At 42.4% G+C, this 14,051-nt stretch carries 14 protein-coding genes; 2 read left to right on the top strand and 12 right to left on the bottom strand.

What is annotated here, in order from left to right; translation table 11 throughout:
- Positions 1-22: 22 nt before the first annotated feature.
- The 3 genes from OW255_RS09950 to OW255_RS09940 all read right to left on the bottom strand — a co-directional run bounded on the left by OW255_RS09950 (position 23) and on the right by OW255_RS09940 (position 3,206).
- Positions 23-793 carry a GNAT family N-acetyltransferase gene (locus tag OW255_RS09950; protein ID WP_268116489.1) on the bottom strand — a complete coding sequence of 257 codons (771 nt, stop codon included), beginning with the start codon at positions 791-793 and terminating at the stop codon, positions 23-25.
- A 61-nt stretch (positions 794-854) separates the two neighbouring features.
- Positions 855-1,499, bottom strand: a complete 645-nt coding sequence (locus tag OW255_RS09945) for an HAD family hydrolase (RefSeq protein ID WP_268116488.1) — start codon at positions 1,497-1,499, stop codon at positions 855-857.
- Positions 1,500-1,511: 12 nt separating this feature from the next.
- Positions 1,512-3,206 (bottom strand): phosphoenolpyruvate carboxykinase (ATP), encoded by a 1,695-nt coding sequence (locus OW255_RS09940; RefSeq protein ID WP_268116487.1) that lies wholly within the window; start codon positions 3,204-3,206, stop codon positions 1,512-1,514.
- A 144-nt stretch (positions 3,207-3,350) separates the two neighbouring features.
- Here OW255_RS09940 and OW255_RS09935 point away from each other — a divergent pair, with 144 nt between their 5' ends.
- Positions 3,351-4,316 carry a pectinesterase family protein gene (locus OW255_RS09935; protein WP_268116486.1) on the top strand — a complete coding sequence of 322 codons (966 nt, stop codon included), beginning with the start codon at positions 3,351-3,353 and terminating at the stop codon, positions 4,314-4,316.
- A 47-nt stretch (positions 4,317-4,363) separates the two neighbouring features.
- On the opposite strand, the gene OW255_RS09930 is transcribed toward OW255_RS09935, so the two are convergent.
- From OW255_RS09930 to leuC, 5 genes are all read right to left on the bottom strand, one after another.
- Positions 4,364-4,828: a NanQ anomerase/TabA/YiaL family protein gene (locus OW255_RS09930; RefSeq protein WP_024836071.1), complete on the bottom strand. Its 465-nt coding sequence runs from the start codon at positions 4,826-4,828 to the stop codon at positions 4,364-4,366.
- Between the two features lie 104 nt (positions 4,829-4,932).
- The gene (locus OW255_RS09925; RefSeq protein ID WP_268116485.1) at positions 4,933-5,820 is read right to left on the bottom strand and encodes a cell wall hydrolase; all 888 of its coding nucleotides are present in this window, start codon (positions 5,818-5,820) and stop codon (positions 4,933-4,935) included.
- A gap of 308 nt (positions 5,821-6,128) precedes the next feature.
- A complete protein-coding gene (gene ybaK / locus OW255_RS09920; protein ID WP_268116484.1) occupies positions 6,129-6,602 on the bottom strand; it encodes a Cys-tRNA(Pro) deacylase in 474 nt (157 codons plus the stop codon).
- 134 nt (positions 6,603-6,736) lie between these two features.
- Positions 6,737-7,225, bottom strand: a complete 489-nt coding sequence (gene leuD / locus OW255_RS09915) for a 3-isopropylmalate dehydratase small subunit (protein ID WP_026890697.1) — start codon at positions 7,223-7,225, stop codon at positions 6,737-6,739.
- Between the two features lie 13 nt (positions 7,226-7,238).
- Entirely contained in the window at positions 7,239-8,504 is a 1,266-nt protein-coding gene (gene leuC / locus OW255_RS09910; protein ID WP_268116483.1) for a 3-isopropylmalate dehydratase large subunit, read from the bottom strand.
- 147 nt (positions 8,505-8,651) lie between these two features.
- Here leuC and OW255_RS09905 point away from each other — a divergent pair, with 147 nt between their 5' ends.
- Complete coding sequence (locus tag OW255_RS09905) at positions 8,652-9,557, top strand: LysR family transcriptional regulator (protein ID WP_024836076.1); 906 nt, start codon at positions 8,652-8,654, stop codon at positions 9,555-9,557.
- Between the two features lie 77 nt (positions 9,558-9,634).
- Here the strand turns inward: OW255_RS09905 and ilvC are convergent, their stop codons facing one another.
- The 4 genes from ilvC to OW255_RS09885 all read right to left on the bottom strand — a co-directional run bounded on the left by ilvC (position 9,635) and on the right by OW255_RS09885 (position 13,981).
- Positions 9,635-10,645: a ketol-acid reductoisomerase gene (gene ilvC / locus OW255_RS09900; protein ID WP_024836077.1), complete on the bottom strand. Its 1,011-nt coding sequence runs from the start codon at positions 10,643-10,645 to the stop codon at positions 9,635-9,637.
- A 105-nt stretch (positions 10,646-10,750) separates the two neighbouring features.
- Positions 10,751-11,251 carry an acetolactate synthase small subunit gene (gene ilvN, locus OW255_RS09895; protein WP_024836078.1) on the bottom strand — a complete coding sequence of 167 codons (501 nt, stop codon included), beginning with the start codon at positions 11,249-11,251 and terminating at the stop codon, positions 10,751-10,753.
- Positions 11,252-11,388: 137 nt separating this feature from the next.
- On the bottom strand, positions 11,389-12,018 hold the full coding sequence (locus tag OW255_RS09890) for a metallophosphoesterase family protein (protein ID WP_024836079.1): 630 nt from the start codon (positions 12,016-12,018) through the stop codon (positions 11,389-11,391).
- Complete coding sequence (locus OW255_RS09885) at positions 11,996-13,981, bottom strand: BMP family ABC transporter substrate-binding protein (protein WP_268116482.1); 1,986 nt, start codon at positions 13,979-13,981, stop codon at positions 11,996-11,998. The genes OW255_RS09890 and OW255_RS09885 overlap by 23 nt, the downstream gene beginning before the upstream one ends.
- Between the last annotated feature and the right edge of the window lie 70 nt (positions 13,982-14,051).

Below are 14,051 nucleotides of genomic sequence, written 5' to 3'. Positions count from 1 at the left end.
TCCTGATTACAGTACGTAAAATTTAAAGCCTGTATACTTTATATTCTTTTTCAAACATGTATCCTAATTTTTCCGCAAGACAGGTCGATGGTATATTATCTGCATCCCAGCTCGGATTAATCCCCTGTTCCAGACAGGAAAGAATAAAAGCCGCGCTGCATGATAATGCAAGACCTCTTCGCTGGTATTCTTTTCTGGTCGCAACTGTGACCTGAATCATGCCTTCGCTGATTCCATAAGCGGAACAGCCAGAAACAAGAGTATTTCCATCTAAAGCAACAAATCCAAGCCCATTCTTTAAGAATTCTTCCGGTGTTTCAAAGTTGGAACAAAATTCACGGCTCCATTCTTCTTTCAGGGCTAAATGGTATAAACTCTTATCCATCTTTTTTATGCGGATTCCAGCATGTGGAATTTGTAAAAAATGATTTAAATCAGTCTCGGAAAAATGGTTCCGGTCCTTTCTCATGGCGTAGCGGGATGAGATTCTGAATTCACCAAAAAAGGTTTCCTCCAGCCATTCTTCCCAACGCGCATCGGCAGGCGTAATAAATCCATGTCTGCACTGTAACAGCAAATGCTTTTTCAGTTCCATGGCAACTTCACCCTTCGGACATATGCCGAACAGATAAACGAAATTCCCCAGAAGTATCAGGCAAAACGATGGATTATTAAGTTCAGGAACCCAAACCCGGCCCATCCGTCCTTCTGCAGCACCCCGGGGCAAAACGCTGTCCGCCGTACTGCACAAATGTCTGATGATCTGTCTTTTTTCTTTTCCTAGTTCTATCATAAAGATCCTCCTTCCCGATTTCAAAAAGGACTGTCCCCTGTTAGAGACCTAGTATAGCACACTATAAAAGATTCTGCAAATCAAAAATTGTCTCTGCTATTTTTAAAGCTCCTGCTTCCTCTAATTCCTGTCTGCTTCCATAGCCGTATAATACGCCTACCGAATCAATGGAAACTTCCCTGGCACCAAGAATATCATGCTTTCTGTCACCAATCATAACTACACGTTCCGGGTCTTTCAGACCACATTCTTTCATGACATAACGGATGACATCCGCTTTTTTATCCCTGGTGCCATTTAAGTCGCTTCCTCCCATAAAAGTAAAATAAATATCAAGACCAAAGTGTTTCATGATCTGTCTTACAAAGACTTCTGGCTTTGAAGATGCCACGTAGAGTTTCTTTCCCCTGTCCACAAGAGATTTTAAAACTTCCTCGGCTCCTTCATATACTTTATTATCGAGCATTCCTTTGTCTGTGAAATACTCCCGGTAAAGAATTACGGCCTTTTTGGCATCTTCTTCTGAAAAGTTATAAAATTCCATAAAACTGTCTTTTAAAGGCGGTCCTATAAATGGGCAAAGTTCATCCCGGTCCTCAATCGTAATACCAAATTTATAAAGGGCATATTGAACCGATTTTGTAATTCCCTCTTTCGGGTCTGTCAGCGTACCGTCTAAATCAAACAGCAGATACTTTTTATCCATGGATTTTCTCCCTTACATTCCAAGTTCTTCTACCACCTTTTCAATGGCTTTCAGAGCATCCTCAGGCAATTTATCATATCCTTCTTTTAAGACAGCGGTGTTGGCAACAAACCGTAAACGCTCTTCCATTCTTGCCTTAAGCTGAGTTCTGTAGCCCTCGTCCGAAAGATCCGGTTCAAAGCCTTCCCATTCAAAAATCTGAATATCACTTAAAGGTCCCCACTGGTGGAAATCTGCCCTTCCATCGAGAATCGCTTCAATAATTCCAAGAGTATCCTGAGGTTTCACTTTTTTGCCCATAAAATCTCCGGTATTGATGATATAGCAATCTACGTTCTTTTCTTCCACCAGCTTCTTAAACTTGGCATAATCATTTGCCAGAGGATAGGTTCTGAATGGATTGGCATATGGTACGACTACAAGTGCGTCAGGATCTACACCCGGAGCCAAGCGTTCCGCTGTGGACCGTTTGGTTGCCAGAGTGGCTCCCATAACAGAAGCAAGGGATGCTCCCTTTAATTTTACAACTGGTGGAATCGTAGGATCCTTCATAATCCAGAAGATAGCGTTTACCGGCTCTTCTATCTTGTCCACCCGGTTAGGAGACCACAGCCTTGATTTAATGGCACGTCCGTTACCGTTTCTAATATCCTCGGTAACAAGCTGGATCTTGCCGTTCATATCAAGGGTACAGCCGCAGTTCTGAGCGGTAAGGAGATACTTATTGTCTTCACAGCCCGCCGGATAATCCTGAGTCTTATCAAAATACGTCGGTTCCAGTGCCACGGAAACACAGGTATCTGTATTGATAATAAAAGCATCATCGTGAAGTACTGTAACCTCATACTTACCGTCATGCCTTGCATGGGTAAGAGTGGATTTTCCGGAGCCTGACAATCCAAAAACAGAAGCAACGTATTTAGAGCCATCCTGTAAGGTGTACTTTTTCTGGCCTCCGTGGCAGGAAGCATACCCATTTCGATTAGCGAGTGCCCATGCCATGGTCAGAGTTCCCTTTTTGTGCTCCCCAAAATATCTCATGCCAAGAATGGCTGCACAGTTGTGATCCGTATTAAAGTAACATAAGCATTTGGGATCACTTAAGCAGGATAAATCAACACCTGGCCTGTCTAAGCCGCTCCACTGAGGATCTGAGAAAAGATAAATATCCGGCTCATTTCCATTGCCTACTGGTTTGGAGGCACGATACATTCTTACATATTCATCTGAAATGTACTGGAAGTTTAACATCCAGTTGTACATGATATTTTCTTCACCCTTAGGAATTAACAGATGGGCTTTTACCATAAACTCAGGATCAAGGCCTACAAAGACCTCTGCATGATAAAGAGTTTTATGGCGCGTTTCATAAACCGCATCCATTAAGATTTTGTCAAGAGCAGCACAATCGACAGAAGGCTCATTGGCAATCTTTCTGGCCGTGGAGTACCTGCCGGTAACTGCCCCGTCATTAAAAAGAAGGACTTTTGCGTCCTTATCCAGTCCGAATTCCTGTCCCCGATAAATAGGGAGGTCTGTAACGATCGTCCCTGGGGAATTTTTTGCCAGCTCATACGCTTCCTTCAACGTCTGGATTTTAATTACGTTATTGCCATAAAACGGGGTTTCAATGATGGACCGGGTAGCCGAAAAACCTGGCTTATCCTTTCTGATTTCCTCCGCTGAATAATTTGCCTTTGATGACATTGGAATTCCTCCCTGAATAAAATTTTTCCCCATTATCTCATTAGCTTTCTGTAAAGTCAATCATTTCTCTTGCAAAAACCCCTCAAATTGGGTATATTTAGTGTATGTTTTGCATTTTGTACACAAAAGGAAAGAAGGTTCGATATGATTCACATTGCACAGGACGGCACCGGAGATTTTAAAAGCATCATGGAAGCCCTGAGTTCATTGCCAAAGGATAACTCATCCGAACAGATATTATTTATTCACAAGGGCTTTTATAAAGAGCAGATTACAGTTACAATTCCACACGTTACGTTTCAAGGTGAAGACCCGGAGACAACGATTCTCTCCTACGATCTTTACGCAAAAATGATGATGGACGATGGAATGAAACGGGGAACCTTCCGTACGTATTCCTGCCTCATTGATACCCATGATTTCACTGCAAAAAACATTACATTTGAAAACAGTGCAGGAATTGGAACAGAAGTAGGACAGGCACTTGCCTTATATGCAGACGGCGACCGTCTTGTATTTGAAAATTGCCGGCTTCTGGGCAATCAGGATACCTTATTTACTGGCCCGCTTCCTCCTAAGGAAATTGAAGTCAATGGATTTATAGGACCAAAGCAGCATGCTCCCAGAATCAATGGACGCCATTATTACAAGGACTGTTACATTGAGGGAGATGTGGATTTCATCTTTGGCAGCGCAACGGCTTATTTTGAAGAATGCACCTTCTTCTCTAAATACACAGGGAAAGAAATCAGCAGCTATGTAACTGCCGCTTCTACCCCAGAAGGTCAGGAATATGGATATGTTATGACAGACTGCCGGTTTGAGAGCAACTGTCCTCCAAACAATGCCTATTTAGGCCGCCCCTGGAGAGAATACGCAAAAACCGTTCTCATCAACTGCTTTATGGATGATCATATCTGCAAAGAGGGCTGGGATGACTGGAACAAAGAGGCAGCTCACAAACACGCTTTTTATGCCGAATACGGCAGCTATGGGCCTGGAGCCGTCATGGAAAAGCGTCCGGACTGGATTTTCCGTCTGACTGAAGAAGAACTGATGAAGTATACGAAAGATGCCGTACTATGCGGCGCAGATCACTGGAGACCATAAAAAACAGGGGATTCGTCCGCAGCAGCGGGTACGAATCCCCTAACCTATTAATTCTCTTTGATTTTAACAATAACTTTTTTAATTGGTGCCGGTTCTCCGGCTGCAGCCTTAGGCTTATGACCATCCCAAGGATTAAAAATCATATATTCTCCAGCTTTTACTACTACCTTTAAGCCTGGATTTTCATTGTCGTAAAATACAACATCTTTTTCTTCGTTATAAGGTACCTTTATATTCAGTTCGTCGATTGGAGCATATGTCATGGTCTCAGTACCGGATATTACGTATTGAATATCAGAATAATCACGGTGTGTTTCATACTTCGCTTCTTCCCAAGGAATTGTTGTATACTCTACTACATTGGCAAAAACGTTCTTGCCGTCTATTTCATATTTACCTGGCGCCAGGTTCTCCAAATCGGTGTTCTTAAGAAAATCCACTGCTTTTGCGTATCTTCCTTCCACCCCAAGGTTTTTGTAAAAATCAAGGTTCTTTGCTGAGTCAAAAATCATAGTCGTACTCTCCTTTAGCGTATAGTATCATTTGACAGCAGTCCTCCATGGGAACCTGCAGATAAGTATAGTATACACCAAAAGTAGATTATTTCACAATGCTTTTATTTAAAAAATTCATGGTTTCCATGCTGGAACAAATAGGTCAGCCGGGAGTCAAACCAGCGGACAGCTCCGCTTCTTGAACCTCTCCGGTTCATAAAGTATAAAGCTCCATCAGAATAATCTTCTCCGGACAGAGCGCGGTCAACGCACGCTTTGGTGTTCTCCGTCACCTTTACGGTATTGATGCTTCCGTTTGATACAGGGGAAAACTGGGAAGGGGAATAAACCACTCCTCTTACTGTATCCGGGAATTTACCGCTTTTTACACGGTTTAAAATAACATTTGCTACAAGAATCTTGCCCTTATCATCGCATACTCCTGCTTCTGCCTGAACGATTTTAAGTAGTACCTGATAATCGTCCTGATTGACAGCTGTGGCATGGGCCGCTTTTTCTTCTTCGGCCTTTCTGGCTGCTTCCTCTGCTGCTTTTCTTTCTTCTTCTGCCTTCTTAGCTGCTTCTTCCGCTTGCCGTTTCGCCTCATTCTCCATCGCTATCTGAGTATTGATAAGCTTTATCTGGGCCAGAGAGTCTTTTTCAAGCTCCTGTTTTTCAATGACCTGTTTGACCAGTAGATTACCGGCTAACTGCTGTGCCTGTATCTTGGCGTCGGTAAGCGTAATTTGTACATTTGCTTTAGCAACTGTTTCCTCATCTTCAACATGTTCTTCTTCAGCAGCATCTTTTGGTGCTGGCGTTTCTGCAAATGCGGTCAGGGCATTTCTGCCACCGCTGCCAAATCCTGTTGAGGTAAACGCAACGACAGTAATCACTGCAGCTCCCGTCATAAAAACTGCGGAAGAACGATACATTCTTTTTGTGACCTTAACGGCCATGCCTCTGAAGAATTGACAAATCTGCTGAAGGATAGAGCGTAGTGTAAGCATACATACTCCTCTTCTCTTATCTCACTTGCCTTGGCTGTGAACACATTCCACAACCGTTACCGGGTGACAGCCGTAATTATAGAAGAAGCATGTTAAAAAAGTCAATGGGGATTTAACATTTTTGTGATATTTTAACTTTTGATATTTCCTGCTTTTTTATTTTTTGGTTTTATTGCACTATGTAACGCTGGTTTTGACTCATTTTTTTATGTTATATTTCCATCAATCTTTTACAATAGTGTTACATTTATGTTAATTATTCATTTTTCCAACAAAAGCCAGTCCACCTCATTTTTGTTTTATGTAAACTAAATATGCATGAGATTGACAAATTTACCCCTGATAAAGTCTACCAGACTCTGAGGATCGATGATGATCTGCTGGCCTCTCACCCCTCCGCTTACTGCGATTTGTGGATATTTAAGGGCTGATTCATCAATAAATGTCGGAAACAGCTTTTTCATTCCTACCGGAGAGCAGCCTCCTCTGATATATCCTGTAATTCCCTGAAGATCCTTCATGGGAATCATCTCCGCTTTCTTATCCCCAGCTGCTTTTGCCACTTTTTTTAAATCCAGCTCTCCATCAACCGGAATACAGCAGACCAAATATCCTGTTTTTTCTCCTTTTAATACAAGAGTCTTAAAGATACTTCCATGATCGACTCCCATAAGATCTGCCACATGGCTTCCAGAGAGATCATTTTCATCCACTTCATATTCCTTTGTGCTGTAAGAAATACCTGCCTTATCAAGCATTCGCATTGCATTCGTCTTTACCATTGAATTCCACTCCCTGTATTTTTTTCTAATTATAATACGCAAGCTTGATAATTTCAACGTTTCATGCAAAATGGATCCGGAATCGCCAAATGCAGTATCTGACAATTACGGACCCATTTCCCATGGAAATTTCCTTATTTCTTCTTATTAATATAAGGAAACAACCCACCTGCTGAAATAATTTCCTGCATAAAGGGTGGAAATGCCTCTCCCTGATAGGATTCTCCTGTCGATTCATTGGTTATGATTCCTGTGTCGAAATTCACCGATACATGATCTCCTGCCTGAATGGCCTTGGCAGCCTCTGGACATTCTATAATAGGAAGACCGATGTTAATGGCATTCCGATAGAAAATCCTGGCAAAGGTCTCAGCAATGACACAGCTCACTCCTGCACATTTGATGACAAGAGGGGCATGCTCCCTGGAAGAACCACAGCCAAAGTTTTTATTGGCTACAATGATATCTCCTTTTTTTACCTTGGAAACAAAATCCTTGTCAATGTCTTCCATACAGTGCTTTGCCAGCTCATACCCATCCGTTATATTTAAATACCTTGCCGGGATGATGACATCCGTATCCACATTATCACCATATTTAAAAACAGATCCACTTGCATTCATGTCACACTTCCTCCTATAATCCCAATTCTTCCGGTGCTGATATATGTCCAGTGACTGCGCTGGCGGCCGCTACAGCAGGACTGGCTAAATATACTTCTGACTCTACATGGCCCATACGTCCCACAAAGTTTCGGTTGGTAGTGGAAATACATCGTTCTCCCTTTGCGAGAATTCCCATATAGCCTCCAAGACAAGGACCGCAGGTAGGGGTACTGACAATGGCTCCGGCTTCTATGAAGATTTCTAATAATCCTTCTCTCATGGACTGTAAATAAATCTCCTGAGTTGCAGGAATTACGATACAGCGTACATTTTTGGCAACCTTTCTGCCTTTTAAAACAGCGGCTGCAATTCGCATATCATCAAGCCTTCCGTTGGTACAGGAGCCAATCACGGCCTGATCCACCTTTACCTCATCGAACGTTCCGATAGTCCTTGTATTTTCCGGAAGGTGAGGGAATGAAATCGTTGGCTCAAGCTTACCTAAATCAATGGTATAAACTTTCTCGTATTCCGCATCCTCATCCGCCTCAAAGATCTTAAAATCGCGTTTGGAATGATCCTTCATGTACTGGATGGCTAATTCATCCACTGGAATGATTCCATTCTTTCCGCCAGCCTCAATGGCCATATTGCAGATGGTAAAGCGGTCATCCATGGTCAGGTTTTTAATTCCATCTCCAGTAAACTCCATGGATTTATAAAGCGCTCCATCCACTCCAATCATACCTATGATATGGAGGATTACATCTTTTCCGCTGACCCACTTATTTGGTTTTCCAATGAGCTCAAACTTAATGGCAGAGGGCACCTTAAACCAAGCTTTTCCAGTAACCATACCTGCCGCCATGTCAGTACTTCCCACTCCAGTGGAAAATGCACCGAGTGCCCCATAGGTACAGGTATGGGAATCCGCACCAATGACTGCATCTCCCGCAACCACCAGTCCTTTTTCAGGAAGAAGAGCATGTTCAATTCCCATCTCCCCCACATCGAAATAATTGGAGATTTCATGACGGGCAGCAAAATCACGACAGCATTTACAATTTTCCGCAGACTTTATGTCTTTATTTGGAGCAAAATGGTCCATTACCAGGGCAATTTTGTCCTTATTGAAAATTGTTTCCTTGTTAAATTTCTCCATCTCTTTTATGGCAACCGGTGATGTAATATCATTCCCCAGTACCAGATCCAAATCAGCTTCAATTAACTGTCCAGCCCTGACTTCATCAAGCCCCGCGTGAGCTGCCAGAATTTTCTGGGTCATCGTCATTCCCATAGTCTGCATCCTCCTGTTGGTCCATTTTCCCTAAGAACCTCTATCATTTTACTGCTTTACATTCTAGCATACTTATTGATATAATAGAAATACATAATATGAATATTTAATATAATGACTAGTTATAGGATGAGAGGAAACTTAAGCATGGAGCAGAACTTATCCCAGTATAAGATTTTTTATGAAGTTGCGAAAGCCGGAAATATATCAAGAGCGGCAAAAGAACTGTTTATTAGCCAGCCTGCCATCAGCAAATCCATCAGCAAGCTGGAAGGAAGCCTGGGAGTTTCTCTCTTTACCAGAAATTCAAGAGGTGTCCAGCTTACGGATGAGGGGAAGCTTTTATACAATCATACAAAAGCCGCCTTTGAAGCATTGGCACAGGGAGAACAGGAGCTAAAACGCATCAAGGATTTTCATATAGGCCATTTGAGAATCGGTGTGAGCAATACCCTGTGTAAATACATTTTACTTCCATATTTAAAAGGATTTATCGAGAAATATCCTCATATTAAGATTACAATTGAAAGTCAGTCTACAGCACATACCGTGAATATGCTGGAGCAGCAGAGAATTGATCTCGGTCTCATTGCAGAGCCTTCCAACCGGCGTCCTTTACTTTTTAACCCTGTTATGGAGATCCAGGATACCTTTGTTGCAACGAAATCATATTTAAATAACTTATACTTAAGAGAAGGACAGGATGCAGACCTGTTTCAAACGGGTAATATCCTTTTATTAGATAAGAACAATATGACAAGGAAATATATTGATGAGTATTTAAACGAGAACCAGATCGTCCCCAATCAGCTATTGGAGGTCACTACCATGGATCTGCTCATTGAGTTCGCCAAGATAGGTATGGGAATCGGCTGTGTCATTAAGGACTTTGTTCAGAAAGAACTGGATCAGGGAGATCTGGTCCTGGTTCCTATGGAGAATAATATCAAGAAAAGGACCGTTGGATTCGCATACAATCCGTACGGTATGTCAACAGCTATGGAAAAATTCTTTGAAGCAATGAAGATTAGTATGAGGAACACTTTTATATAGAAGAAACAGCAACATTTTTTTACAAAAAATGAGCTTTGAATGGTAATTACCACTCAAAGCTCATCTTATTTATCTGATTAATTATCAATCATCTTTCCGCCATCGTTCCAGCTGTAAAGCTTACGAAGCTCTCCGCCTACCTGCTCTAACTTGTGTGCAGCTTCTTTGTTTCTCATAGCATGAAAATGAGTGCCGCCAACCTGATTCTCTAATAACCAGTCTTTTGCAAAGGTTCCGTCCTGAATATCAGTAAGTACCTTCTTCATTGCCTTCTTTGTTTCATCCGTAATGATCTTTGGTCCTGTGATATAATCGCCATACTCAGCTGTATTGGAGATGGAATATCTCATTCCTGCAAAGCCGCTTTCGAAAATCAAGTCAACGATCAGCTTCATCTCATGAATACACTCAAAATAAGCATTTTCAGGAGCATATCCAGCTTCTACTAATGTCTCAAATCCAGCTTTCATCAGTGCACATACACCGCCACAAAGCACTGCCTGCTCACCAAAAAGGTCTGTTTCTGTCTCATCTTTAAAGGTTGTCTCTAAAACACCAGCTCTTGCGCCGCCCAGTGCCAGTGCATATGCAAGGGCCTTATCTTTTGCCTTACCGGTGTAATCCTGATGAACAGCAACCAGACAAGGGGTTCCTCTTCCTACCAGATATTCGTTACGTACGGTATGACCAGGTGCCTTTGGCGCGATCATGGTTACATCAACATTCTTTGGAGGATTGATCTGTCCGAAGTGCACGGCAAAGCCATGGGCAAACATTAACATGTCGCCATCTTTTAAGTTTGGCTCAATGGATTCCTTATAAAGAGCTCCCTGCTTCTCATCATTAATGAGGATCATGATGATATCAGCTTTCTTTGCAGCCTCTGCTGCGGAATAAACAGTTAAACCCTGAGCTTCTGCTTTTGCCCAGGAATTACTTCCCTCGTAAAGTCCAACAATGACTTCACAGCCGGACTCCTTTAAATTAAGTGCATGGGCATGACCCTGGCTGCCGTATCCAATCACTGCAATGGTCTTACCCTCCAGTAAGGATAAATTGCAGTCTTCCTGATAGTAAATCTTTGCCATCTTTTATTTCCTCCTCATTGATTGACTCGTAATTTATTTGTTAAAGGAACCATGCCGACGACTCTCTGTCCGCCTTTGGCAATACCTCTAGCTAGCTGATTTTAGTTATGGCAGATAACGAATATCGTCTGATCCTCTGGATAATCCAGTGAGACCTGTACGCGCAAGCTCTAAAATCTCATAATCCTCAAGAAGATTGATGAGAGCATCAAGCTTTGACTGATCGCCAGTCAGCATGACAGTCAGAGAATCTCTTCCAACATCAACAATAGTGGCTCTGAAAATATCTGCGATGGCGCTTACTGCCTGGCGCTGTGCGGAATTGGCCTTCACCTTGACTAGAATCAGTTCTCGAAACACAGAGTTTCCAGGCTTTAGCTCTTTAATATCTCTTACATCCTCCAGCTTTCTCAGCTGCTTTTCGATCTGATCGAGAATTTCCTGATCACCGATGGACACGACTGTCATTCGTGAATATCTTTCATCCGCAGTTACACCAACCGTCAGGCTTTCAATGTTATAACCGCGCCGGCTGAATAAGCCGGCCACACGGCTTAAAACGCCGGAGGTATTATCAACTAATAATGATAGTACTATTCTTTCCATCCTTATCCCTGCCTTTTTGTTTAATGATTTTAATCATAGCAACCTAAATACTGTTTGTCAATTAAATAAAAGGAATGTGTATTATAATTTAAAGTTATATCACGGCAAAGTGTCAAAAACATGGCAGCAATACGCTGCTAATTACACGATTCTATGGCAGATTCCCCAGAACATGGATAATCTAAAATAACATATTCATAGGCATTAATCACTGTGGTGCTGCCATATTGGTCCTTTCGCTTGAAAGAATTTCCGTAATTTGCATGAACATGGCCATGAAGGAAATACTGAGGCGAATATTTGTCCATTAAATCTTTAAAGCAGGAAAAGCCCTTGTGAGGAAGATCCGGCAAATCATTAAGTTCATATGCCGGAGCATGGGTGACCAAAATATCAAACCCCTTATTCTTTTTAAGCTTCCACCACATACGCTTGATCCTCTGCTCCATCTTCCGTTCCGTAAACTGATTGGGGGCATCTGGAATGTATTCCATGGATCCACCAAGCCCCATGATCCGTATCCCTTTGTAGGTCACGATATCATCCTCAATGCAGATACAGCCCTCCGGAGGGCACTGCAAATACCTGCAATCATGATTCCCACGGACATAATATACCGGAGCTCTGGAAAAAGTGGCGAAAAAAGAAAGATATTCCGCCCTTAAATCTCCGCAGGATATGATTAAATCTATATCCTTTATCTTATCCGGTGTAAAAAATTCGTACAGTGACTTAGACTCTTGATCAGCCAATACCAGAATCTTCACTCTCCTGTTCCTCCATCTCCCCATTGTCGTATATTGTCTGCCCCTGGAGGCGTACCAGTGACCGTGCTTCATCGGTAAGTTCTTCATAGTCAGGAATTTTACCAACAATATTCTCTGTCAGCCAGTTCATGGTTGTGATCTCTTCCGGAGTAAGGCTTTCTCCTTCCTCACACTGTATCTTGCCATCCTGAGAATAAATGGTTCCTACAAAAGGCTGAAAACTTCCTGCCCGAATGGAATTCTTTAAAAAGTTGATGAGCCGCTGGGTTCCATGAGGCAGATTATGAGAACAGATCACATCAATTACATCTGCGGACATTCCCCACCAGTAATTAATGGCCTGTTTTCCTTTCAGCTCTTTCCGGTCTGAGGCTCCATGGCAGGTAATATTAATAATCTTCTCATAGAACTTTCCCCAGTGACAGATTGGTGTGGCCAGATTCCTAAGGGTGCCGTCTCCCAGCTTCTGGTAAAGTCCGTATTCTCTGGAAGGAGCATTGGGGGTAATCATATCGTCTCCTGATATAAAGGTAATCCCTTCGCTCTCCAGCTCCGCATGAGCGTCTCTGTCTTTCACCCTGGACCATTCCAAATACACCACGGCATAGGGATTGATCATTCTGGCCCCCAAAGCAAACGCATTGATGTTTGCAAGGGTTCCGTATACCGGATAATCCGCGATATAACCAAGCTTATCTCCCTGAGACATGGAAGCAGCCAATGCCCCCATAAGGAATTTGGATTCATACATTCTTCCAAAATAGGTACAGATGGAGGAATAAGACATATTAACGGAACAGTTAAAGATCTTCACTTCCGGATGGTCAATGGCAGTCTTTACGGAATCATTGATCATCTGAGAAGCCGTGGTAAAGATCATATTGCAGCCAGCCAAAAGGGCCTGTTCCATGGCTCGTCTCGCCTCGCCTTCTGTGTCCCCATGGAAAAATGACATAGTCTCGATTTTTTCTTCAAAGGCCTGCTCCAGATACATTCTTCCCAGCTCATGCCCATAGGTCCAGCTGGAGGTTTCAGAGGTTTTTGCATGAATAAATGCGATTTTAAGCATCTCAGGCTCAATGTTCTGTACAGGCAGCAGCCAGTTAATGAATTTAAGTGGATTGTTGTCTACCTTATCATCCATTTCTTCCGGCTGTTCTAAAAGAGCAATCTTATTGCCTCTGGAGGCTAAAAGAAGCTCATCCTTAATCTTTACCAGATCCATTTTAATCTGACGTTCCACCCGGTCCTTTATGGTCCGATAGCCAAACAATTCCACATACACGAGAAAGGCATCGGAACATGTCATATCATAATCATCACCGCCGAATGCGTGAAATGCCTTGGAAAATCGATCGTATGCCGACTTAAAGACAATTCTTTCATCCTCGCTCCACTGCTCATCAGGATTTTTATTCATGGCCTTAATGAGCCTGTCATAGCTGCCTTCTTTACTGAACCAGATATCGCAGTTAAAAGACACCTGGTAAAAATCCAGGAATTCATAATACAGGCGGTTATCCAGATCATCCGTTCTTTTTGGTATCATACGAATCACAGATGCTGCGATACTGAACGCGCCTACATATTTTAAAACACTGACTCTTTTGTTGCCCTCCTGAACATAATACTGGTTCATAAATTCATACACAACAATGGGATCATGGATTCCTTCCTGAATCTGATGATCATATAAATAGGCCCATTTCGCTCCGAACTCTGATTTTTCTGATAAAAGGGGCATAAAATTATTGGCAAAGGCCGTAGTGCGCCCCTTTGTCTTAGTTCCTACTATTTTTTCAAGTGGGATATCCATAATCCCCAGGTTTACTTCTGACACGATATCTGTATAGGATAAAATGTCATCAAGAACCGGAAGATAGGGATACTCTCCTTTCGATACAGAAGCCTGGTACTGCTTTCGTCCCCTTCTTACTGCCCCCACATAATCATATAGAGCCATCCGCTTCTCCTTTTCTCACCATAAATTTTCCAATCTTTCTTCCATTTTATATGGAAAATCTTAAAAATGC

Source organism: Lacrimispora xylanolytica (assembly GCF_026723765.1).
Classification (GTDB): Bacteria; Bacillota; Clostridia; order Lachnospirales; family Lachnospiraceae; genus Lacrimispora; species Lacrimispora xylanolytica.
Note: the sequence above shows the minus strand (reverse complement) of the source record. Positions and strands in the feature narration are given on the sequence as shown.